This window comes from Phaeobacter sp. B1627, from assembly GCF_006265095.1.
Classification (GTDB): Bacteria; Pseudomonadota; Alphaproteobacteria; order Rhodobacterales; family Rhodobacteraceae; genus Epibacterium.
The window spans coordinates 1-21931 of the sequence record NZ_VCNK01000011.1; the positions used below are offsets into that span (position 1 = coordinate 1).

Sequence of the window (21931 nt, forward strand, 5' to 3'; positions counted from 1 at the left end):
TCGTGTTGGCGGCATATAAGCGGAGTCGTGCAGAGCGTCAAACAGATAATTCACATTCTTCGCAGAATCCTGTGGCGCGGCCGCCCGTAACGCGGCCCTGAGGGCCTTCGGCGGCGTTTTGCGCCTTGTTTGACAGGGCATGGGGCGGTAGATCGGACGAAGAGCTAGCGCGAGAGGAGCCAAGTCATGTCCAAACTGGTCACCATTTATGGCGGGTCGGGGTTTGTCGGTCGGTATATTGCCCGCCGCATGGCAAAAGCTGGCTGGCGCGTCCGTGTCGCGGTGCGTCGCCCGAATGAGGCCATGCATGTAAAACCATATGGCGTTCCGGGTCAGGTAGAGCCGGTGTTCTGCAATATCCGTGACGACGCCTCAGTCTCTGCCGTGATGGTCGGTGCGGATGCGGTTGTGAACTGCGTCGGTGTCCTGAATGAGACCGGAAAGAACACCTTTTCCGCCGTGCAGGCCGAAGGCGCCGGACGCATCGCCCGTATCGCCGCCGAACAGGGGGTGGAGAAGCTGGTTCATCTGTCTGCTATCGGCGCCGATGCGGAGGGCGAGAGTGAATATGCCCGGACCAAAGCCGAAGGTGAGGCCGCAGTGCGGGAGGCTTTCCCCGATGCGATCATCCTGCGCCCCTCGGTGATTTTTGGCGCCGAGGACCAATTCTTCAACCGGTTTGCTGCGATGACGCGGCTCGGCCCGGTTCTGCCCATCGCAGGTGGCGCCACCAGATTTCAGCCGGTCTATGTGGACGACGTGGCAAAGGCTGCGGTGTCCGGGCTTCTGGGTGATGCGCAGCCGGGTGTCTACGAACTCGGCGGGCCGGAGGTGAAGAGCTTTACCGCTCTGATGGAGGACATGCTTCAGGTGATCAGCCGGCGTCGTCTGGTGGTGTCACTGCCGAATTTCGTGGCGCGGATGATGGCTGCGGGTTTTGATCTCGCGCAAACTGCATCCTTCGGCCTGTTTCAGAATACGCTGCTGACCCGCGACCAGCTGAAATCCCTGCAGGCGGACAATGTCGTTTCTGACGGGGCCAAGGGGCTGGCCGATCTGGGCGTCGAGCCGGTGACCATGGGGTCTGTCCTGCCGGATTACCTGTGGAAATTCCGCCCCTCGGGCCAATATGACGAGCTGATGAAATCTGCCCGAAATCTGCAGGGCGACATCTGACGCGCGGCACTGAAACCCCGGAGCCAGCTTTCCCAGAATTCACAAGGCGCGGTTTGCTTCCGCGCCTTTTTCATTGGGGGCAATGGGGGGGTGTCACTGTGTGTAGGCGATGGCCAGCAGCAGAAGGCCGAGCAGCACGCGGTAGATCACATAGGGCGTGAAGCTGACCGATTTCAGCAGCCGCATCATCAGGGCCAGAGCGGCGAGCGCCGAGATCATGGACAGAAGCGCCGCGAGCGCCATGTCCCGCATCAAGCTCACATCCGCGTCCAGAGCCACTTCGGTCCCGAGGAGCACGCCCGATGCGATAATCGTGGGGATCGACATCAGCATGGCCACGCGCGCGCCTTCCTCCCGGCTGTAGCCCAGCTGGCGCGCTCCAGTGATGGTGATGCCGGAGCGTGAGGTGCCGGGGATCAGGGCGATCATCTGCCACATCCCCATGATCAAAGCGTCGCGCGGGCCCCAGTCTGCCATGCTCTTGTGGGTGTCTCCCCATTGGTCGGCCACATAGAGGACAAGGCCGAAGCCAAGCATTGTCCAGCCGATCACGGCGATTGATCGCAATGCGTCGCTGAGGCCGGTGAAATGAAGAAAGGCACCGAAAAGAACGGTAGGTATGGTGGCGAGGATCAACCCGGTTGCCAACCGGGCGCCCGGCGTGTCGCGTCGGCCCGTCAGGGCCCGTGGCAGCCCTGCCAGCCCCTCCCGAACGTCGCCCCAGAAATAGAACACCACCGCTGCAAGCGTTCCAACGTGTACGGCCACGTCGATGGCCTGGCCCTGATCGGACATGCCGGTCAGCTCTGGCAGCAGAATCAGGTGGCCGGACGAGGAGACGGGCAGGAATTCGGTAATGCCTTGAATCAAGGCAACGAGCAATAATTGGAATAATGGCATCAAGACGGAGTCCGGGGAGAGGGGAGAAAGCGCATATGCTATGCAAATATGTATAACCCCTTTGATTTTAATAGGAAGTCTGATTTTAGATCCGCATCGGACCTAAAAATACTGTACAATACCAACGAAAGCGGTATTCAAGGCGGAGAAGTCCGAAAATAGGTCAGTATAGCTGACATTAATTCGGAACCGGAGGTTTTCTACCGTCGCCGCCAGCCAGAAGGAGAGTTTCGCCGTGGCCAAGCAACCGATGCTGAAGTTCGTGAAAATTGATCGCGATATGCCCGAGAAGCGCAATGCTGAAACGCGCAGGGAAGACTTCGACGAAATCTATGCGGAATTCGCTGCTGCAAAAGCGGCGGAACAATCCAGCCGTTGCAGCCAATGTGGCGTGCCGTATTGCCAGACTCACTGTCCGCTGCACAACAATATTCCCGATTGGCTCCGGTTGACCGCAACCGGCCGCCTGGAAGAGGCCTATGCCACCAGTCAGGCGACCAATACCTTTCCTGAGATCTGTGGCCGCATCTGTCCGCAGGACCGCCTGTGCGAAGGCAACTGTGTGATCGAGCAATCCGGCCACGGAACCGTCACCATCGGCGCGGTCGAGAAGTACATTACTGATACGGCGTGGGAAAAAGGCTGGGTGAAGCCGAATGCACCCCGCCAGGAACGCAGCGAATCCGTCGGGATCATCGGCGCGGGTCCAGGCGGGCTTGCGGCGGCTGACATGCTGCGCAAAGCGGGCGTACAGGTCACGGTCTATGACCGCTATGATCGCGCCGGCGGGCTGATGACCTACGGTATTCCCGGCTTCAAGCTGGAAAAAGACGTGGTGATGCGCCGCAACCAATTGCTTGCGGATGGCGGCGTCAAATTCGTGATGAACTGCAACATCGGCGAGGATGTCTCGTTTGAGGATATCCGGGCCAAGCATGACGCCATCATCATTGCGACGGGGGTCTATAAATCGCGTGATCTGGCCATGCCCGGCTCCGGTGCGACAGGGATCGTCAAGGCGATTGATTTCCTCACCGCCTCCAACCGGGTCGCCAATTTCGGCGATCGCGTTCCGGAATATGAAGACGGCACATACAACGCCGAAGGCAAGAACGTCGTTGTCATCGGTGGGGGTGATACCGCTATGGATTGCGTCCGGACCTCGATCCGTCAGGGCGCCAAATCGGTCAAATGTCTCTATCGCCGCGACCGCGCGAATATGCCGGGATCCCAGCGCGAAGTTCAGAACGCCGAGGAAGAAGGCGTCGTCTTTGAATGGCTCTCCGCGCCCAAGGGGTTCACCGATGCCGATGGCAAGGTTGCGGGCGTCATGGTGCAGAAAATGCGTCTGGGCCAGCCCGATGCATCCGGTCGTCAGGCCCCGGAGGTGATCGAAGGCGCTGACTATGTCGAAGATGCCGATCTGGTCATCAAGGCGCTCGGGTTCGAGCCTGAAGATCTCCCGACGCTGTGGGATCAGCCGAATTTGCCGGTGACCCGCTGGGGCACCATCAAGGCAGAATTCCGCACCGGTGCGACCAACCTTGATGGGGTCTATGCCGTGGGTGACATCGTGCGCGGCGCGTCTCTGGTGGTCTGGGCGATCAAGGATGGCCGCGATTGTGCGGAAGCAATCCTTGACCGGTTCAACGTGAAGGCTGCGATCGCGGCAGAGTGAGTTGTCGCGGAGAAGGTGCCGGGTGAACCGGTCAGGGGATTTCACCGTTCCGCCGTGCAGCTCAGCACATCTATCGAACAGGTCAGCAGAGATGACCGATTAATCAGGAGGACCCATAATGAGAGACGTGAAAGGACAGTGCCTGTGTGGCGCGGTCACGCTGACCGCCTCTGTGGACAATCCGATCCTGCGCGCTTGTCATTGTGACATGTGCCGACGCCATACCAGTTCCATGTTCCTGTCCCTCGCCATCACAGAGGGCAGCCTGACGGTGGATGGGCCTGCGAAATCATACCGGTCCTCCGACTGGGCCGAGCGGGGCTTCTGCGAGATCTGCGGATCCACGCTCTGGTATGGCACCGTTCATGACGGCGCCCGGCACCCTGCCGCCGGCTTGTTTGAAAATGCCGCCGGCGCACCGCTCAAGCTGGAGTTTTTCGAGGATATGACACCGGACGGCTACGATCTGTCCGGCAACCATCGGAAAATGACCACAGAAGAAACCATAGCAATGTTTGCCCCTTCCGAAGAAGGAAACAGCCAATGACCAAATATGATGACAACTGGGTTCGGGCCGAAGAAGCCAAGCGCAAGTGGATGGCCGAGAACGGCCTCTACTCCGAAGAAGAGGAGCATTCCTCCTGTGGGGTCGGACTTGTCGTCTCCGTTGATGGCTCCAAGAGCCGCAAAGTCGTTGATGCCGGAATTGCCGCCCTGCGCGCGATCTGGCACCGGGGCGCTGTGGATGCGGACGGGAAAACCGGTGACGGCGCCGGTATCCACGTGCAGATCCCGGTCCCGTTCTTTCATGATCAGGTAAAACGCACCGGCCACCTTCCGCGCGAAGATGAGCTGATGGCGGTTGGACAGGTGTTCCTGCCACGCACGGATTTCGGTGCGCAGGAGACCTGCCGGACCATCGTCGAAGCAGAAGTCCTGCGCATGGGCTACTATATCTACGGCTGGCGCCACGTGCCGGTCGATGTGACGTGCCTCGGCGAAAAGGCCAATGCCACCCGTCCCGAGATCGAGCAGATCCTGATCTCGAACTCCAAAGGCGTCGACGAGGAGACCTTTGAGCGGGAGCTCTATGTCATTCGGCGCCGGATCGAAAAAGCCGCCGCTGCCGCGCAGGTCGGTGCGCTCTATATTGCGTCGCTGTCCTGCCGTTCGATCATCTACAAGGGCATGATGCTGGCGGAGCAGGTTGCCGTTTTCTACCCGGATCTGATGGACGAGCGGTTCGAATCTGCTTTCGCGATCTATCACCAGCGCTATTCGACCAACACGTTCCCACAGTGGTGGCTGGCCCAGCCCTTCCGCATGCTGGCCCACAACGGTGAGATCAACACCCTGAAGGGCAACCTGAACTGGATGAAAAGCCATGAGATCCGCATGGCCAGTTCCACCTTTGGCGACCATGCCGAAGACATCAAACCGATCGTCGCCAATGGCTCGTCCGACTCGGCCGCGCTCGACTCGGTGTTTGAGGTGCTGGTCCGCGCCGGGCGGTCGGCGCCGATGGCGAAAACCATGCTGGTGCCCGAGAGCTGGTCCAAGCAGGCCGAAGAGCTGCCGCAGGCCTGGCGGGACATGTATTCCTATTGCAACGCGGTGATGGAACCCTGGGACGGCCCCGCCGCGCTGGCGATGACCGATGGCCGCTGGGTCTGCGCCGGTCTGGACCGCAATGGCCTGCGCCCGATGCGCTACGTGGTGACCGGTGACGGTCTCGTCATCGCGGGCTCCGAGGCGGGCATGGTGCCGATTGACGAGGCTTCCGTGGTTGAAAAGGGCGCCCTTGGTCCCGGCCAGATGCTGGCCGTCGACATGCAGAAGGGTCAGCTGTACCACGATGTTGAAATCAAGGACAAACTTGCCCGGGCGCTGCCCTTCGGCGACTGGGTCGAAAAGGTCAACGATCTGGACGTGGTTCTGGGCGGCGTGACCGAAACGCCGCTGTTCACCGGCGAGGAGCTGCGGCGTCGTCAGATCGCTGCCGGCTACACGGTCGAGGAGCTGGAGCAAATCCTGTCGCCCATGGCCGAAGATGGCAAGGAAACCCTTGCTTCGATGGGGGATGATACGCCCTCGGCGGTTCTGTCCAAGAAATACCGCCCCTTGAGCCATTTCTTCCGCCAGAACTTCTCTCAGGTGACCAACCCGCCGATCGACTCCTTGCGCGAATTCCGCGTGATGAGCCTGAAAACACGGTTCGGCAACCTCAAGAACGTTTTGGACGAAGACAGTTCCCAGACCGAAATCGTGGTGCTGGAGAGCCCCTTTGTCGGCAATGCGCAATGGGACAGCCTGATCGAGAATTTGGGCTCCAAGCTGGCAGAAATCGACTGTACCTTCGAACCGGGCGAACGGTCCCTGCACAGTGCATTGGCGCGCATCCGGGCCGAGGTCGAAGAGGCCGTGCGCTCTGGCGCCGGGCATATCGTTCTGACCGATCAATTCTCCGGCCCCGGCCGGATTGCAATGCCCATGATCCTTGCCACCTCTGCCGTGCACTCGCATCTGATCCGGCAGGGTCTGCGGACCTTCTGTTCGTTGAACGTCCGGGCCGCGGAATGCATCGATCCGCATTACTTCGCGGTTCTGATCGGCTGTGGCGCGACGGTTGTGAACGCCTATCTGGCCGAGGATTCTCTGGCAGACCGGATCGAACGTGGCCTTCTGGACGGCACCCTGACAGAGAATGTCGCCCGCTACCGCGAAGCCATCGATCAGGGGCTTTTGAAAATCATGGCCAAGATGGGCATCTCGGTGATTTCCTCCTATCGCGGCGGTCTGAATTTTGAGGCCGTTGGTCTCAGCCGCGCCATGGTGGCGGAGTATTTCCCCGGCATGACCTCCCGGATTTCCGGGATCGGTGTGTCCGGTATCCAGGTGAAATCCGAGGAAATCCACGACCGGGGCTGGAATATGCCCGAGGGCGTGCTGCCCATCGGAGGCTTCTACAAGGCGCGTAAAACGGGTGAAACCCACGCCTGGGAAGCGACCTCGATGCATATGTTGCAGATGGCATGCAACCGCGCTTCGTTCGAGATGTGGAAGCAGTATTCCGCCAAGATGCAGTCGAACCCGCCGATCCACCTGCGCGACCTTCTGGATATCAAACCTCTGGGCAAGGCGATCCCGATCGAGGAAGTGGAATCGATTACCTCGATCCGCAAACGCTTTGTCACCCCGGGCATGTCGCTCGGCGCGCTGTCGCCCGAAGCGCACAAGACCCTGAACGTGGCCATGAACCGGATCGGCGCCAAATCCGACTCTGGCGAAGGCGGCGAGGATCCGGCGCATTTCGTGCCGGAAGCCAATGGCGACAACCCCTCCGCAAAGATCAAACAGGTGGCGTCGGGCCGTTTCGGTGTCACTGCCGAATACCTCAACCAGTGTGAGGAGCTTGAGATCAAGGTCGCGCAGGGGGCCAAACCTGGCGAGGGTGGCCAGTTGCCGGGGATGAAGGTCACCGATCTGATCGCGCGGCTGCGTCATTCCACCAAGGGCGTGACGCTGATCTCGCCGCCGCCGCACCACGACATCTACTCGATCGAGGATCTGGCACAGCTGATCTACGACCTGAAGCAGATCAACCCGCGATGCAAAGTGACGGTGAAGCTCGTCTCCTCTTCCGGTGTCGGTACGATTGCTGCGGGCGTGGCCAAGGCCAAAGCCGACATCATCCTGATTTCGGGTCACAACGGTGGCACCGGGGCCTCTCCGGCGACCTCGATCAAATACGCGGGCCTGCCGTGGGAGATGGGCCTCACTGAGGCGCATCAGGTGCTGGCGATGAACAATCTTCGGGGGCGTGTCACGCTGCGGACGGATGGCGGTCTGCGCACCGGTCGTGACATTGTCATGGCGGCGATGATGGGAGCCGAGGAATACGGTATCGGCACCGCCGCGCTCATTGCCATGGGCTGCATCATGGTCCGTCAGTGTCAGTCCAACACCTGCCCCGTGGGTGTCTGTACCCAGGATGAGGCCCTGCGCGGCAAGTTCACCGGCAATGCCGACAAGGTCGTGAACCTGATCACCTTCTACGCGCAGGAAGTGCGCGAGATCCTGGCCTCCATCGGCGCACGGAGCCTGGATGAGGTGATCGGCCGCGCCGACCTTCTGGCACAGGTCTCGCGGGGGTCTGCGCATCTCGATGATCTCGACCTGAACCCGCTGCTGATCACCGTCGATGGCTCTGCCAGCATTGTGTATAACCGCGACAAGCCCCGCAATGAGGTGCCTGATACGCTGGATGCGGAAATCGTGCGCGACGCCGCCCGGTTCCTGAAGGACGGCGAAAAGATGCAACTGTCCTACGCGGTGCAGAACACGCACCGGACGGTCGGAACCCGCACCTCCAGCCATATCGTGCGCAACTTCGGCATGCGCAACACGCTGCAGCCCGACCACCTGACGGTGAAGCTGCAGGGCTCTGCCGGTCAATCGCTGGGCGCTTTTGCGGCTCCGGGTCTGAAGCTGGAGGTTTCAGGCGATGCCAATGACTATGTTGGCAAGGGCCTGTCCGGCGGAATTATTGTGGTGCGTCCGCCGCAGGTCAGCCCGCTGACTGCCGCGGAAAACACCATCGTGGGCAATACTGTCCTTTATGGTGCGACCGATGGCTATCTCTTTGCGGCGGGCCGCGCGGGCGAGCGATTCGCGGTCAGGAACTCCGGTGCCAAGGTGGTCATTGAGGGCTGCGGCACCAATGGGTGTGAGTATATGACCGGCGGTGTGGCCGTGATTCTCGGCAGTATCGGTGCAAACTTCGGCGCCGGGATGACCGGGGGCATGGCCTATCTCTATGATCCCGACGGCATGGCGCAGGATCTGCTGAACATGGAGAGCATCGTCACCTGCCCGGTCACCGTCGATCATTGGGAAGCGGAGCTGAAGTCTCTCATCGAAAGTCACCTGAAGGAAACCGGCAGCCGCAAGGCCGTTGAAATCCTGCAGCATTGGGAAGCGGAAAAGTCGCACTTCCTGCAGATCTGCCCGAAGGAGATGCTCAATAAAATATCGCATCCGATCACTCTGGAGCAACCGGCAGTTCCGGCAGAGTAGTCCTGAAATCCCCGAGAATAAGAGATCCTCTTATTCCTGAAACTAAACCCCGCGGTGCTTCGGCCTGCGGGGTCTTTTTTATCGTGCTGCGCGATTTGGCGGAAGTTGCCCGACCAGGGATTTTCCCGGTTGGAGAGGGCCCAGCCTCTGCCCTATAGAGGGGTATGGCAAAGGCAGCACGCAAGACGACATCCCGGACATCCAAATCAAAAGCCGCGCGGTTCAGTCCCCGTGCGCTTTGGGGTCGTTTGCGCCGCCGCCTGTTTCGGGCCGCGCTTGCGGTGCTTGCGTTCCTGTTCGCTCTGATCCTGCTGTTTTCGGTGGTGAATCCGCCAACCACCCACACGATCTGGTCCGAAAAACGCCGTCTGGGCGAGGTGGATCGGGAGTGGGTTCCGATCGAACATATCGCACCGGTCCTCGCCCGCTCCGTAGTGGCCGCAGAGGACGCCCGGTTTTGTGCCCATTGGGGGTTCGATGTGGACGCGATCCGCACCGCGCTGGAGGCCGGGGCCAGTCGTGGCGCATCGACGATCACTCAGCAGGTGGTCAAGAATGTCTTTCTCTGGCAGGGGCGAAGCTGGGTCCGAAAGGCGCTTGAAACCTTCATCACCCCGGTTGTCGAGGCGACCTGGAGCAAGCGGCGTATCGTCGAGGTCTATCTGAACGTCGCCGAAATGGGCGAGGGGATCTTTGGGGCTGACGCTGCCGCGCGGCATTATTTCGGGACCGGCCCTGACCGGCTCAGCCCGCAGCAGGCAGCGTTGATCGCAGCCCTCTTGCCCAATCCCAAAGATCGCTCCGCGGCTCAGCCCGGCAATTTTATGCGCAAAAGGGCCCGTCAGATCGTCGACGGGGCCGCAACCATCGAGCGTGACGGCCGCGCCGCGTGTTTCGAGCATTGAAGTTTTCGCCCGGGCAAGGCATTGCTTGAGGAAAACGTCCCCCCAATTTCGGAGAGCGCAGGACCCCAATGGCTCGTCTCTATCATGTCCCCCTGTCCCCATTCTGTCGAAAAGTGCGCCTGTCGCTTGCGGAAAAGAAGATCGAGGTGGAGCTTGTCGAGGAACGATATTGGGACAAGGATGCCGATTTCCTGCGCCGAAACCCCGCCGCCAAGGTTCCCGTTCTGCGTCTTGACGGCATGCTGATGGCCGAAAGCGCCGCCATCTGCGAATATATCGAAGAAACCCGCCCGGACCCTTCGCTGATGCCAAAGAAACCGGCCGAGCGTTTGGAAGTCCGCAGGTTGGTGAGCTGGTTTGACGACAAGTTTCACCGCGAGGTGACGTCAAAGCTGCTCTACGAGCGGGTGAACAAGAAAATGACCGGCGAAGGCTATCCTGACAGCACGAATGTCAAATCCGGAGCCAAGGCGATCAAATATCACATCGACTACCTGTCCTGGCTGCTGGACCACCGACGTTGGCTGGCGGGGGATCACATGACGCTGGCGGATTTCGCCGCCGCCGCGCATCTTTCGTCGCTAGACTATATTTCGGATGTGGACTGGAACCGCTCGGCAGTGGTGAAAGACTGGTACGCCAAGATCAAGTCGCGCCCGGCATTCCGCTCCATTCTCGCTGATCAGGTGCCGGGGTTCAGGCCGCCGTCACACTATGCCGATCTGGATTTCTGAGCTGGCGTTGCGCCGAAAGTAGGGCCAAATGCCCCAATTAGAGCAGGAAGATCTGAAAAATCGTCTGGTTGCACAGGCCCTGAAAGAGGGCTTTGTTGCTGCCCGCATTTGCCGTCCGTGGGATGTCCCGGATGTCCCGGCTCGATTGCGGTCCTTTCTGGATGCCGGCTATCACGGCCAGATGTCCTGGATGGAGGAGCGCGCAAACTGGCGCGGGGATCCGGCCGCGCTTTGGCCAGAGGCAAGGTCGGTGATCATGCTGGCAGAGAGCTACACGCCTGATGAAAACCCGATGGAGGTTGTTGGGCTGCAGGATCGCGCGGCGATCTCGGTCTATGCCCGGGGCAAGGACTATCACGATCTGGTCAAAAAGCGCTTGAAACGGCTTGCCCGCTGGTTGATCTCCGAGGCTGGCGAGGCGACCCAGGTCAAGGTTTTTGTGGACACCGCGCCGGTGCCCGAAAAGGCACTGGGGCAGGCGGCCGGTCTGGGTTGGCAGGGCAAGCACACCAATCTTGTGAGCCGGGATTGGGGGAATTGGGCCTTTTTAGGGTCTATTTTCACCACTCTTGATCTGCCGGACGACCGGGCAGAGCCGGACCGCTGCGGGTCCTGCCGGGCCTGTCTGACGGCCTGCCCGACGGAGGCGTTTCCCGCCCCCTATCAGCTCGACGGTCGGCGCTGCATTTCCTATCTCACCATCGAGCATAAGGGCCCCATCCCGCTGGAGCTGCGCAGCAAGCTGGGAAACCGCATCTACGGCTGCGACGATTGTCTCGCAGCCTGTCCCTGGAACAAATTTGCGGTGGAGGCCTCCGATCTGCGATATGCCGCGCGGGCTGGCACTGTCGCGCCCCCGCTGGCCGAGTTGGCGCAGCTGGACGATGCGACATTTCGGGAAACCTACTCCGGGTCCCCGATCAAGCGCATTGGCCGGGATCGTTTCGTGCGCAATGTCCTCTATGCCATCGGAAATTCCCGCACCCCCGCCCTCAGGTCGGTGGCTCAGGGGCTGTGTTCCGATCCGGATCCGGCGGTCGCTGATGCTGCCCGCTGGGCGGTTCAGCGGCTGACATGACGCAAATAGGCTGGACGTGACGCCGGAGGTGGCTAAACCCGACAGTCAGGGACAGATTAAAAGAGGTTGCAATGGCGCTGTTGCTTGGGGTCGATACAGGTGGCACCTACACCGATGCCGTTCTCATCCGGGACGAGACCGAGGTCGTGGCCACGGCTAAATCGCTCACCACCAGACAGGATCTGGCCATCGGCATCGGCGGCGCTGTCCGGGCGGTGCTGGACCAATCCGGCGTGTCGCCGTCAGAGGTGTCGCTGGCGGCGCTGTCGACAACCCTGGCCACCAATGCGCTGGTGGAGGGGCAGGGCGGCCGGGTGGCGCTGATCTATATCGGATTTGCCGCGTCGGATCTGGAGCGGCACGGTCTGCGCGAGGCGCTGAAGGGCGATCCGGCATTGATCCTGAGCGGAGGTCACACCCATGCCGGGAGCGAAGCCAACCCTCTCGACACCGAGGCGCTCCTGTCGTTCCTCGACACTGAAGCCGCCGGCGTGAGCGGTTTTGCCGTTGCGGGTCTGTTTGCCACGCGCAACCCCGCGCATGAAATCGAAGCCGCCCGGATCATCCAGGCGCGAACGGGCGTGCCGGTTACCAGCTCCCATCAATTGAGCGCAAAGCTCAATGGCCCCAAGCGGGCGCTGACCGCGGTATTGAACGCGCGTCTGGTCGGCATGATCGATGGCCTGATCGGTCGGGCCGCCGAGACCCTCGACGCGCTCGGCATCCGGGCGCCGATGATGGTTGTGCGCGGGGATGGCGCTCTTATGTCGGCAGAGCAGGCGCGTGTCCGTCCCATCGAGACGATCCTGAGCGGACCGGCGGCCTCCATCGTCGGTGCGCGTTGGATGACCGGCGCGGAGAACGCCATTGTCGCCGATATCGGTGGCACAACGACCGACGTCGCCCTGATTGAACGGGGGCTGCCGAAAATTGATCCCGCCGGTGCGGAGGTTGGTGGGTTCCGCACCATGGTCGAGGCGGTGGCGATGCGCACGACCGGCCTTGGCGGCGATAGCCAGGTTCATCTCAAGACAGAGGGGCTCGGTGGAGGGGTGACGCTTGGCCCGCGGCGGGTTCTGCCGGTGTCTTTGATTGCGACCGACGCGCCTGAGGTGGTTCACGCCGCGCTCGATGCACAGCTTCGGGCCACGGTGGTGGGGGAATACGACGGACGGTTCGTGCGCGCTGTCATCGGTCAGTCGACCGTCGGCCTGACCGAGCGCGAGGCCGCCGTCCTGGCGCGTATCGGGACCGAGGTTCACCCGCTGGCGGCTGTCCTGCGCAGCCGGATGGAGCAGGGCGCGCTCAGCCGATTGATAGATCGCGGCCTGGTTCAAATGGCCGGCCTCACCCCCTCGGATGCCAGCCATGCTCTGGGCACTGCGTCAGCCTGGGACCAGGACGCGGCGCAAAAAGCGCTGGACCTCTTTGCGCGTCGCAGGGTTGGCAGCGGCGACGCGGTGGCAAAAGATGCCGAAACACTGGCGCGGATGATCGTGGATCAATTGACTGAACAGACCGTTCTGACCTTGTTAGAGACTGTTTTTGCAGAAGAGCAGGCACAGTTTCCCGGTGACCCGCAAGTGCTGGCCGGTCATGTCCTGCTGCAGAGAGGCCTCGCTGGCCACAAGGGGCTCATTGCCATGGATGCCCGCGTGAATGTGGATGTGATTGGCCTTGGGGCCTCTGCATCCACCTACTACCCTGCGGTGGGTGCGCGTTTGCGGTGCGGGATGATCCTGCCGGAGCACGCAGGCGTGGCCAATGCCATTGGCGCGGTTGTGGGGCGGATCACGCAGCGACGCAGGGGGACGGTGACATCTCCGTCCGAGGGGCGATTCAGGGTGCATTTTGACACCGGGCCGCAGGATTTCAATGACAGTGCAGATGCGATGGACGCATTGGAGCAGGACCTCCGGCAGCTTGCCAGCGCAGAGGCCAGGGCCGCAGGCGCGGGGGACATCCACGTCCATGTCGACCGGGATATCAGAACGGCAGAGGTCGAAGCCCGCAATGTCTTTGTCGAAGCAACGATCACTGTCGAAGCAAGCGGCCGGCCGCGCGTCGCCCGGGGATAGTAAAAAGGCACCGGCCCTTTCCCTCGGGATACCCCAATTGGAAAGGGCCGCGGCGCCTGATCCGAAATTCAGGCTCTGATCACGGCTATTCGGCGGCCTCGGAGCGTTTCGGCAGCACCCAATCCGGCCGGGCAAAATGACAGGTGTAGCCATTCGGGAGACGCTGCAAATAGTCCTGATGCTCCGGTTCGGCTTCCCAGAATTCACCGGCAGGCTCCAGCTCGGTGACGACTTTGCCGGGCCACAGACCAGAGGCATCGACGTCGGCGATGGTGTCTTCGGCAACACGCCTCTGATGGTCGTCGACATAGTAGATCGCGGATCGGTAGCTCATCCCCAGATCGTTCCCCTGGCGGTTTTCCGTCGAGGGGTCATGGATCTGAAAAAAGAACTCCAGCATCTCGCGGTATGAGGTCAGCGCAGGATCGTAGATGATCTCAATCGCTTCCGCATGGGTTCCGTGATCGCGGTAGGTCGCGTTGGGAGCATCGCCGCCGGTGTAGCCGACACGCGTGGCCAGCACCCCTTTGCGGTTGCGGATCAGCTCCTGCATGCCCCAGAAACACCCCCCCGCGAGAACAGCACGTTCGGGTTTGCTCATCGGTGATCCTCCACTTGGTGAATATAGGCGCCATAGCCCTCCGCCTCCATGTCGTCGAGATGGATAAAGCGCAGGGACGCCGAGTTGATACAATAGCGCAAACCGCCCCGGTCGGCCGGCCCGTCAGGAAAGACATGCCCCAAATGGCTGTCCCCATGGGTGGACCTGACCTCTGTGCGGATCATGCCGAGGCTGCGGTCTTCGATCTCCTGCACATGGGCGGTCTCGATCGGCTTGGTGAAACTCGGCCAGCCACAGCCGCTTTCGAATTTATCCGCAGAGGCAAACAACGGCTCGCCCGACACGATATCTACATAGATGCCCGGTTCCGTGTTGTTGAGTAGCTTTCCGGTTCCCGGGCGTTCGGTGCCTGCGTTCTGGGTGACGTAGAATTCTTCCTCCGACAGTGCAGCGATGGCGTCGGGGTTCTTGAAAAATGTGGTCATCGGGCCCTCCCACTTGATCTTCTGAGCCAATAGATGGGGTTGGACACTGCGCTTTCAAACTGTGAACCGCAAGAGGGCGGCGACATGAGAGTACCGGCCACCCCGAAAAGTGATCGTCAGCTCCGTCGGTGATGTCATCTTGCGCCTGTGGCCGCCGGCACAACAGATGCCGCAGGTTGCCGCGACAGCTGCACGGCGAGGATGCCGAATGTCACCACACAGACGCCCACGACGTCCAGTCTGCCGAGGTTTTCGCCAAGCAGCAGGCTGGCGACGGCGACCCCGAACACCGGATTGAGGAAATGGAACGTGGCCGCGCGGATTGCTCCGATCCGATTGAGCAACAGCACCCAGATCAGGGTCGCGGCCAATCCCGGTACCAAGGTTGTGTAGGCGAAGGCGAAGACAAGTGGCCATGTCAGCGTGACGTGGATGGTCTCAAAGGCGATCGCGGCGGGAAACAGAACGGCCGAGCCAATCAACATCTGCAACCCGACCACCATCATGAAGTTTCCCCCCGATGTGGCACCACGCAGGGCAAGGGTGGCGGCCGTCAGCGCAACAACGCCCAATCCACACAGGCCGATCCCCATGAGGTCGACCCCGGCGCTGATCCGGGGAGTCATGATCAGCGCAACACCGGCCACCCCGGCCAGCAAGCCCAACGCGCCAAGCGGCCGGATCCTTTCGCGAAACAGCACAACAGACGCAAGGGCCACCAGCAATGGCATGGTCGAGGCAATGATCGCCGCCAGCGAGGCCTCGATCCACTGCATCGCGACGAAATTCAAGCCGAGATAGAGCGCGTTCTGGCAGATGCCGAACAGGATTGTCGCTTTCCACTGGCTCGGGGACAGGCGCCAGGACTGGCCCATCGCGCGCGCGATCATCACACCGATCACGCCAGAGACCAGAAATCGCAGCGCCAGCGAAAACAATGGCGAGGCGTCCGCCACAATGATCCGCGCGGATGTGAAGGCAGAGGACCACATGAGGGCAAAGGTCAGCCCCATCAGTATTGCTCTCAGGTCCATCCGCCGCCCTTCCTGTGATCTTGGTGGCAGGCTAATCAGGTATCTCTGTGCTGAACAAGGGGGCGTTCCCCCTGAGGGGGGCTGCGGCGCAGGAAAAGTGATCAACGAAAAAGGGCCGCCCCAAAGGGCAGCCCCGAAACAAGCACTCGATCACAAAGGGATCAAGCGTCGCCGTTTACGCTGTCTTTCAGCGCTTTGGCGATGGTCATTTTCACGACCTTATCTGCTTCTTTCATGAACTTCTCACCGGTGGCCGGATTGCGAACTTCACGCTCGGGACGCTCGCGGCAGTAGATTTTGCCGACACCGGGCAATGTCACGGCACCACCGCCGGACACTTCACGGGTGATCAGGTTGCAGACGGCATCCAGCGCGGCGCCAGCGGTTTTCTTGTCGCTGTCCATTTCCTCAGCCAATGCGGCCACAAGCTGAGTTTTGGTCATCGGTTTGGACATTACTTATTCTCCTAGATACTGCCCAACGTGTTGGGGCCTCATCGCGTAACTTTAGCGTTATGTTGTAGGACAACACAACGCGTAGCGAAGAAGATCAAGCGTCAATCAACCGATTTTCAGGGGAAAACACCATATTTTCGCGCTTATAGGAAGGCGGTTTCGTCAAAAGAGCGTAGTTTTCGGCTGTGCAGACGTTCAAGCGGCATTGTCCGCAACTGCTCCATTGCTTTTATTCCGATCAACAGATGGCGTGAAACCTGGGTCCGGTAGAAGTCCGAGGCCATGCCCGGCAGCTTCAGTTCGCCGTGCAGGGGCTTGTCGGAAATGCACAGAAGCGTCCCGTAGGGCACCCGGAACCGGTAGCCATTGGCCGCGATTGTGGCGCTTTCCATATCCAGGGCGATGGCGCGCGACTGGCTCAGACGCTGGACCGGGCCGGATTGGTCGCGCAATTCCCAATTTCGGTTGTCGTGGCTGGCAACGGTGCCGGTGCGCATGATCCGCTTGAGGTCATAACCTTCAAGACCGGTTTCCTGCTCCACGGCTTCTTCCAGGGCGACCTGTATTTCCGCCAGCGCCGGGATCGGCACCCAGACCGGCAGGTCATCGTCCAGCACATGGTCTTCGCGCAGGTAAGCATGGGCAAGCACGAAATCCCCAAGCGCCTGACTGTTGCGCAGGCCCGCGCAATGCCCCACCATCACCCAGGCATGCGGGCGGAGCACCGCGATATGGTCGGTCGCGGTTTTTGCGTTCGAGGGGCCGACTCCGATGTTCACCAGGGTGATGCCGCTGCCGTCCGCCCGTTTCAGATGGTAGGTCGGCATCTGCGGCATTTTTGGCGTCGGAGGCAATTCGGTCGTCGAATCGGTGATTTCGGCATTTCCGGTCGACACAAAACTGGTATAGCCGCTGTCCGGATTGGCCAGTTGTTCACGGGCATAGGCCTCGAATTCCGTGACGTAGAACTGGTAGTTGGTGAACAACACATGGTTCTGGAAATGATCCGGGTCGGTGGCCGTATAATGAGCCAGCCGCGCCAGCGAATAGTCCACGCGCTGGGCGGTGAACAGTGACAGCGGACCAACACCATTCTCGGGGATATGGGTTCCGTTGACGATATCGTCATTGGTTGTGGCCAGATCCGGTACGTCGAACACGTCCCGCAGGGGGAACCGGGCGGCGCCTTCCTGGGGAACGGTCAGGCCCGGGCGCGACGCAACCGCGAAATGGACCGGCATCGGGGTCTTTGACACGCCGACCACCACCGGTTGGTCGTGGTTCTTGATCAGCAAACCGATCTGTTGTTCCAGATAGTGCCGGAACAGCTCCGGCCGGGTGACTGTGGTGGCATAGGTGCCGGGATCCGCCACATGGCCAAAGCTCAACCGGCTGTCCACCTTGGCGTAGGTCGTGGTCGTGAACCGGACTTCGGGATAGAAGGCCCGCAGACGGCCGCCGGGCGACGCGCCTGCGCTCATCGCGGCGATAAACCCGTCACAGAGAAAATTGGTCGCCGCATCATATAGTTCGATCAGCCGGGCCACTGCGGCCTTGGGGTCGTTATAGGTCTCATCTGCGGGCAGAAGGGGGGTCTTGATATCACTCATTGAACGGCTCGATTACTGGAATTTTCGTGAATGTGCGGACGTCGACAAGGCCAAGATCGCTGATCCGCAGTTCCGGGATCACCACCAGGGCCAGCAGTGAATGCTGCATATAGGCGTTGTTCAGCCGGCATCCACAGTCCTGCATGGCCTCGACCAGCTTTTGTGCCTTTGCCGCGACTTCGGCAGCGGGCCTGTCGGACATCAACCCGGCGATGGGCAATTCCACCAGCGCCTGTTCCGCACCATCGCGAAACAGGGTAATGCCGCCGCCGACCTCCGCAAGGCGATTGGCCGCCAACGCCATCTGCGCCCGGTCGGTGCCCACGACGATCATGTGGTGACTGTCGTGCGCCACGGTCGAGGCCATCGCCATATCGCCCTGATAGCCAAACCCCGAGACGAAGGCATTGGTCACGCCGCCCGTGGCCCTGTGCCGTTCCACCAGCGCAATCTGGCACACCTGATCGTCGCCCTCGACCAGCCCGTCCCTGACCGCCAGCTCGGCCTTCAACGCTTTGGTCGGGGCCTGATTTTCGACGACGCCGATGACATTGGCCGTGACCGAATTCGCCCCCTCGGGCGCCGCCAGTTCAAAGTCCCTCGCGGTCAGCTCATGCCCCAGATGCACAGTGCCACGCGCGGTCTGGGGCCAGTCCAGATGCGGGCATTCGACCTTGATAGAGCCTGATTCCGCGACGATCTGCCCGCGGGCAACCACCAGCTCAATGGGCAGCGACCGCAGGTCCGAGGTCAGGATGACATCCGCCCGGCGCCCTGGGGTGATTGATCCGATTTCACGCTCCAGCCCAAAGTGCGTCGCGGTATTGATCGTCGCCATCTGGATCGCCACCACCGGATCACAGCCGCAGTCTATTGCATGGCGCACCACCCGGTTCATATGGCCGTCATTGACCAATGTGCCGGAATGGCAGTCATCCGTGCACAGGATGAAATTGCGCGGATCCAGACCCTTTTCGGTGATCGCCGTGATCTGCGCCTCCACGTCGTACCAGGCAGAGCCGAGACGGACCATCGCGCGCATTCCCTGACGCATCCGCGCGATGGCATCCGCTTCGCAGGTGCCCTCATGATCGTCCGCAGGCCCACCGGCCACATAGGCCGCAAAGGCGGCTCCGAGATCGGGAGAGGCATAATGCCCGCCAACGGTCTTGCCCGCCCTTTGGGTGGCGGCGATCTCAGCCAGCATTTTCGGGTCGGCATTCGACACACCGGGGAAATTCATCATCTCGCCCAGGCCGATGATGCCGGGCCAGGTCATCGCCTCGGCCACATCCTCGGCAGAAATCTCATAGCCGGTGGTCTCCAATCCCGGGGCCGAGGGCGCGCAGGATGGCATCTGGGTGTAGATGTTCACCGGTTGCAACAGGGCCTCGTCATGCATCAGCCGCACGCCTTCCAGCCCCAGCACATTGGCGATTTCATGCGGGTCGGTGAACATGGAAGTGGTGCCATGCGGGATCACGGCACGCGCGAATTCTGCAGGAGTCAGCATGCCGGATTCGATATGCATATGCGCGTCGCACAGACCGGGCACCATGAAACGCCCCTCGGCCTCGATGATCTGTGTGTCCGGTCCTATGCAATAGGACGCATCCGGCCCCACATAGGCCACCCGGCCTGCCTTGATTGCAATGTCATGGCTGTCCAGCACCTCTCGGGTGTGAACATTCACCCATTTGCCGTTGCGGATGATCATGTCCGCAGGAGCACGGCCGGAGGCGGTTTCGATCAAAAGGGGGGCGACGTCGGGCCAGCTTGGAAAAGTCGTGTGTGTCATGACCTACTGTTGATGATTGCGATCTGGGGTGCAAGTCCTCTATTCCGCGATCATAACAGCCGCATGACCCACAGACCGGACAAGATCGGGGCCCCGGCCCATGTGCTGCCTGCTCACCGTGAAATTACCGTGAAGGAGTTCGGGCCAGAGGGGCATCTGTCAGGCCTGCATATGTTGGCGGCGCAGGTCGCGGGGTGTGGTTTTGAACTCGGCCCGGAAGGCCCGGGTCAGGGCGCTCGGATCCTCATATCCGGTGCGAAGAGCGACCTCTGAAACGCTGATATCAGTCTCTAACAGGAGTTTTCGGGCCAGTATCAGCCTGAACCTGCGGTACACGGTGGCGGGCGTCGCGCCAAGATCGGCTTTCATGCGGGCCTCCAGATCCTTGCGGGGGCGTCCGATCCGGCGGGCGATTTCGGGGATCGGCAGGGGCGCTTCCAGATGCGCCTGCATCAAGTCCACGGCGCGGGCCACAACCCGGGTACGGGCCAGCGCGGTCTCCGGGCCGGATCCGCTGCTGTCTGCGCTCATGAACAGGGCCGCCACCTCCAGACGCAGCGCTTGCCCGTGGGTTCTGCCGATCCGCTCCAGCATCAGGTCAAACGCCGCCAGTGCACCGGTGCATGTGATGCGGTTGCCGTCCTGTACATAGCGCGACCGGACCATGCGCACCTCGGGAAAGGCCTCGGCCATCCGGTCAAACTCGTCCCAATGGATCGTCGCCTGCCGCCCGTCCAGCAAACCGGCAGCGGCCAAAAGCCACGGCCCGGTGTCAAATCCGGAAATCTCGCCATAGCGCGTTGCCGCCGCCCGCAGGGACCGGCGTGTCTCTGCGTGATCGTGGCGTAGAAAATGATAGCTTGGCATCACCACCAGCATATCCCCCCGGCACTCCCCCAGCCGGGCATGGGCGGTGACCTCCATGCCCGAGGACGACACCGCAGTTCCGCCCTCAAGAGACAGGAACCGCCAGCGATAGATCTCTCGCCGTGCCAAAGTATTCGCCGCCCGCAGAGGTTCCACCGTATTGGCGAGGCAATGGGCCGAAAAATCGCCAAACAGCAAAACATCCACCTGCTGCGTCGACGCGAGATCATTTGTCCATTTCTGCACGATTTCGGCCCTTCCTGCATGAAGTGGACTCTAGGCCAGCGATACCCTCTGCCGCAAGCGAGCAGTCCAGCAAGGAGACGCACCGTGCATTTTGGCATGACAGAAGAACAGTCGATGATCGTCGACACCACCCGCGCCTTTGTGGAGAATGAGATCTACCCTCACGAACTGGAGACCGAACGCAGCGGACGTCTTGATCTGGATCTGGTGAAAGAGATCCAGACCAAGGCGATCGAGGCTGGCCTCTATGCGGCCAACATGCCGGAAGAGGTCGGCGGTGCCGGATTGGATACTCTGTCCTGGCTGCTGTATGAAAAGGAGCTGGGGCGCGCCAATTACGCGCTGCATTGGACCGGCGTTGCCCGCCCTTCGAACATCTTGCTCGCCGGGACCGATGCGCAGAAAGAACAATACCTCTACCCCTGTATCCGGGGCGAGAAATGGGATTGCCTGGCGATGACGGAGCCGGGCGCCGGTTCGGATCTGCGCGGCATGACGGCCTCGGCCCGCAAGGATGGCGAGGACTGGGTTCTGAACGGAACCAAACATTTCATCTCGCATGCGGATATCGCGGATTTTGCCATCGTGTTCATGGCAACAGGCGAAGAGGACACGCCGCGCGGCAAGAAGAAAAAGATCACCGCCTTCTTCGTCGACAAGGGCACGCCCGGCTTTTCTGTGCGGGAGGGATACCGGAATGTCTCGCACCGGGGCTACAGCAATGCGGTTCTGGAATTTGATGACTGCCGCCTGCCTGCCTCTGCGATTCTGGGCGAGGTCGACAAGGGATTCGACGTGGCGAACACCTGGCTCGGTGCCACGCGGTTGCAGGTCGCGGCCACCTGTCTCGGCCGGGCGGACCGGGCCTTGACGCATGCGGTCGAATACGCCGCCGAACGCAGGCAGTTCGGTCAGCAAATCGGCAAGTTCCAGGGCATCTCTTTCAAGCTGGCCGATATGGCGACGGAACTGAAGGCCGCCAATCTGCTGACGTGGGAGGCCGGATGGAAGTTTGATCAGGGCACCGTCACCGAAAGTGATATGTCCATGGCAAAGCTCAAGGCGACGGAAATGCTCGCCATGGTTGCGGACGAAGCGATCCAGATTCACGGCGGCATGGGATTGATGGACGAACTCCCGCTCGAACGCATCTGGCGCGACGCGCGGGTGGAGCGTATCTGGGAGGGCACCAGTGAAATCCAGCGGCATATCATCAGCCGCGAGATGCTGAGACCGCTTGGAGGCTGAC

17 protein-coding genes are annotated in these 21931 nt (G+C 61.2%); 9 read left to right on the forward strand and 8 right to left on the reverse strand.

Annotation, left to right across the window (positions count from 1 at the left end; genetic code table 11):
* The first annotated feature begins 186 nt into the window (after positions 1-186).
* The gene (locus tag FGE21_RS06600) at positions 187-1176 is read left to right on the forward strand and encodes a complex I NDUFA9 subunit family protein (protein WP_139662511.1); all 990 of its coding nucleotides are present in this window, start codon (positions 187-189) and stop codon (positions 1174-1176) included.
* A gap of 93 nt (positions 1177-1269) precedes the next feature.
* Here FGE21_RS06600 and FGE21_RS06605 read toward each other — a convergent pair whose 3' ends face one another.
* Entirely contained in the window at positions 1270-2076 is an 807-nt protein-coding gene (locus FGE21_RS06605; RefSeq protein WP_139662512.1) for an undecaprenyl-diphosphate phosphatase, read from the reverse strand.
* Between the two features lie 235 nt (positions 2077-2311).
* On the opposite strand from FGE21_RS06605, the gene FGE21_RS06610 reads away from it, so the two are divergent.
* From FGE21_RS06610 to FGE21_RS06640, 7 genes are all read left to right on the forward strand, one after another.
* Entirely contained in the window at positions 2312-3754 is a 1443-nt protein-coding gene (locus FGE21_RS06610; RefSeq protein WP_139662513.1) for an NAD(P)-dependent oxidoreductase, read from the forward strand.
* A gap of 118 nt (positions 3755-3872) precedes the next feature.
* Positions 3873-4301 (forward strand): GFA family protein, encoded by a 429-nt coding sequence (locus FGE21_RS06615; protein WP_139662514.1) that lies wholly within the window; start codon positions 3873-3875, stop codon positions 4299-4301.
* Positions 4298-8830, forward strand: a complete 4533-nt coding sequence (gene gltB, locus FGE21_RS06620; RefSeq protein WP_139662515.1) for a glutamate synthase large subunit — start codon at positions 4298-4300, stop codon at positions 8828-8830. Before FGE21_RS06615 ends, gltB begins: the two co-directional genes overlap by 4 nt.
* Before the next feature lie 164 nt (positions 8831-8994).
* Positions 8995-9735 (forward strand): monofunctional biosynthetic peptidoglycan transglycosylase, encoded by a 741-nt coding sequence (gene mtgA, locus FGE21_RS06625; RefSeq protein WP_139662516.1) that lies wholly within the window; start codon positions 8995-8997, stop codon positions 9733-9735.
* Between the two features lie 68 nt (positions 9736-9803).
* Complete coding sequence (locus FGE21_RS06630) at positions 9804-10469, forward strand: glutathione S-transferase family protein (RefSeq protein WP_139662517.1); 666 nt, start codon at positions 9804-9806, stop codon at positions 10467-10469.
* Between the two features lie 28 nt (positions 10470-10497).
* Positions 10498-11547 (forward strand): tRNA epoxyqueuosine(34) reductase QueG, encoded by a 1050-nt coding sequence (queG, locus tag FGE21_RS06635; protein ID WP_139662518.1) that lies wholly within the window; start codon positions 10498-10500, stop codon positions 11545-11547.
* 71 nt (positions 11548-11618) lie between these two features.
* On the forward strand, positions 11619-13625 hold the full coding sequence (locus FGE21_RS06640; protein ID WP_139662519.1) for a hydantoinase/oxoprolinase N-terminal domain-containing protein: 2007 nt from the start codon (positions 11619-11621) through the stop codon (positions 13623-13625).
* Between the two features lie 85 nt (positions 13626-13710).
* Here FGE21_RS06640 and msrA read toward each other — a convergent pair whose 3' ends face one another.
* The 7 genes from msrA to FGE21_RS06675 all read right to left on the reverse strand — a co-directional run bounded on the left by msrA (position 13711) and on the right by FGE21_RS06675 (position 20682).
* The gene (gene msrA / locus FGE21_RS06645; protein ID WP_139662520.1) at positions 13711-14226 is read right to left on the reverse strand and encodes a peptide-methionine (S)-S-oxide reductase MsrA; all 516 of its coding nucleotides are present in this window, start codon (positions 14224-14226) and stop codon (positions 13711-13713) included.
* The gene (gene msrB, locus FGE21_RS06650) at positions 14223-14672 is read right to left on the reverse strand and encodes a peptide-methionine (R)-S-oxide reductase MsrB (protein ID WP_139662521.1); all 450 of its coding nucleotides are present in this window, start codon (positions 14670-14672) and stop codon (positions 14223-14225) included. The genes msrA and msrB overlap by 4 nt, the downstream gene beginning before the upstream one ends.
* A gap of 134 nt (positions 14673-14806) precedes the next feature.
* Positions 14807-15706: a DMT family transporter gene (locus tag FGE21_RS06655; RefSeq protein ID WP_139662522.1), complete on the reverse strand. Its 900-nt coding sequence runs from the start codon at positions 15704-15706 to the stop codon at positions 14807-14809.
* Positions 15707-15867: 161 nt separating this feature from the next.
* Positions 15868-16161 carry an HU family DNA-binding protein gene (locus tag FGE21_RS06660; RefSeq protein WP_005618395.1) on the reverse strand — a complete coding sequence of 98 codons (294 nt, stop codon included), beginning with the start codon at positions 16159-16161 and terminating at the stop codon, positions 15868-15870.
* A gap of 143 nt (positions 16162-16304) precedes the next feature.
* Positions 16305-17771 carry an AMP nucleosidase gene (locus FGE21_RS06665; protein WP_139662523.1) on the reverse strand — a complete coding sequence of 489 codons (1467 nt, stop codon included), beginning with the start codon at positions 17769-17771 and terminating at the stop codon, positions 16305-16307.
* Positions 17764-19569, reverse strand: coding sequence for an adenine deaminase (ade, locus tag FGE21_RS06670; protein ID WP_139662524.1), 1806 nt, complete (start codon positions 19567-19569; stop codon positions 17764-17766). The genes FGE21_RS06665 and ade overlap by 8 nt, the downstream gene beginning before the upstream one ends.
* Positions 19570-19728: 159 nt before the next feature.
* A complete protein-coding gene (locus FGE21_RS06675) occupies positions 19729-20682 on the reverse strand; it encodes a GlxA family transcriptional regulator (RefSeq protein WP_139662525.1) in 954 nt (317 codons plus the stop codon).
* A gap of 84 nt (positions 20683-20766) precedes the next feature.
* On the opposite strand from FGE21_RS06675, the gene FGE21_RS06680 reads away from it, so the two are divergent.
* On the forward strand, positions 20767-21930 hold the full coding sequence (locus tag FGE21_RS06680; protein WP_139662526.1) for an acyl-CoA dehydrogenase family protein: 1164 nt from the start codon (positions 20767-20769) through the stop codon (positions 21928-21930).
* Position 21931: the final 1 nt, after the last annotated feature.

What these genes read in the sequence shown, in the direction of transcription:
- FGE21_RS06600 (WP_139662511.1), top strand. Translation starts at nt 187, where the DNA reads ATGTCCAAACTGGTCACCATTTATGGCGGGTCGGGGTTTGTCGGTCGG.
- FGE21_RS06605 (WP_139662512.1), bottom strand. Translation starts at nt 2,076, where the DNA reads ATGCCATTATTCCAATTATTGCTCGTTGCCTTGATTCAAGGCATTACC.
- FGE21_RS06615 (WP_139662514.1), top strand. Translation starts at nt 3,873, where the DNA reads ATGAGAGACGTGAAAGGACAGTGCCTGTGTGGCGCGGTCACGCTGACC.
- gltB (WP_139662515.1), top strand. Translation starts at nt 4,298, where the DNA reads ATGACCAAATATGATGACAACTGGGTTCGGGCCGAAGAAGCCAAGCGC.
- mtgA (WP_139662516.1), top strand. Translation starts at nt 8,995, where the DNA reads ATGGCAAAGGCAGCACGCAAGACGACATCCCGGACATCCAAATCAAAA.
- FGE21_RS06630 (WP_139662517.1), top strand. Translation starts at nt 9,804, where the DNA reads ATGGCTCGTCTCTATCATGTCCCCCTGTCCCCATTCTGTCGAAAAGTG.
- queG (WP_139662518.1), top strand. Translation starts at nt 10,498, where the DNA reads ATGCCCCAATTAGAGCAGGAAGATCTGAAAAATCGTCTGGTTGCACAG.
- FGE21_RS06640 (WP_139662519.1), top strand. Translation starts at nt 11,619, where the DNA reads ATGGCGCTGTTGCTTGGGGTCGATACAGGTGGCACCTACACCGATGCC.
- msrA (WP_139662520.1), bottom strand. Translation starts at nt 14,226, where the DNA reads ATGAGCAAACCCGAACGTGCTGTTCTCGCGGGGGGGTGTTTCTGGGGC.
- msrB (WP_139662521.1), bottom strand. Translation starts at nt 14,672, where the DNA reads ATGACCACATTTTTCAAGAACCCCGACGCCATCGCTGCACTGTCGGAG.
- FGE21_RS06655 (WP_139662522.1), bottom strand. Translation starts at nt 15,706, where the DNA reads ATGGACCTGAGAGCAATACTGATGGGGCTGACCTTTGCCCTCATGTGG.
- FGE21_RS06660 (WP_005618395.1), bottom strand. Translation starts at nt 16,161, where the DNA reads ATGTCCAAACCGATGACCAAAACTCAGCTTGTGGCCGCATTGGCTGAG.
- FGE21_RS06665 (WP_139662523.1), bottom strand. Translation starts at nt 17,771, where the DNA reads ATGAGTGATATCAAGACCCCCCTTCTGCCCGCAGATGAGACCTATAAC.
- ade (WP_139662524.1), bottom strand. Translation starts at nt 19,569, where the DNA reads ATGACACACACGACTTTTCCAAGCTGGCCCGACGTCGCCCCCCTTTTG.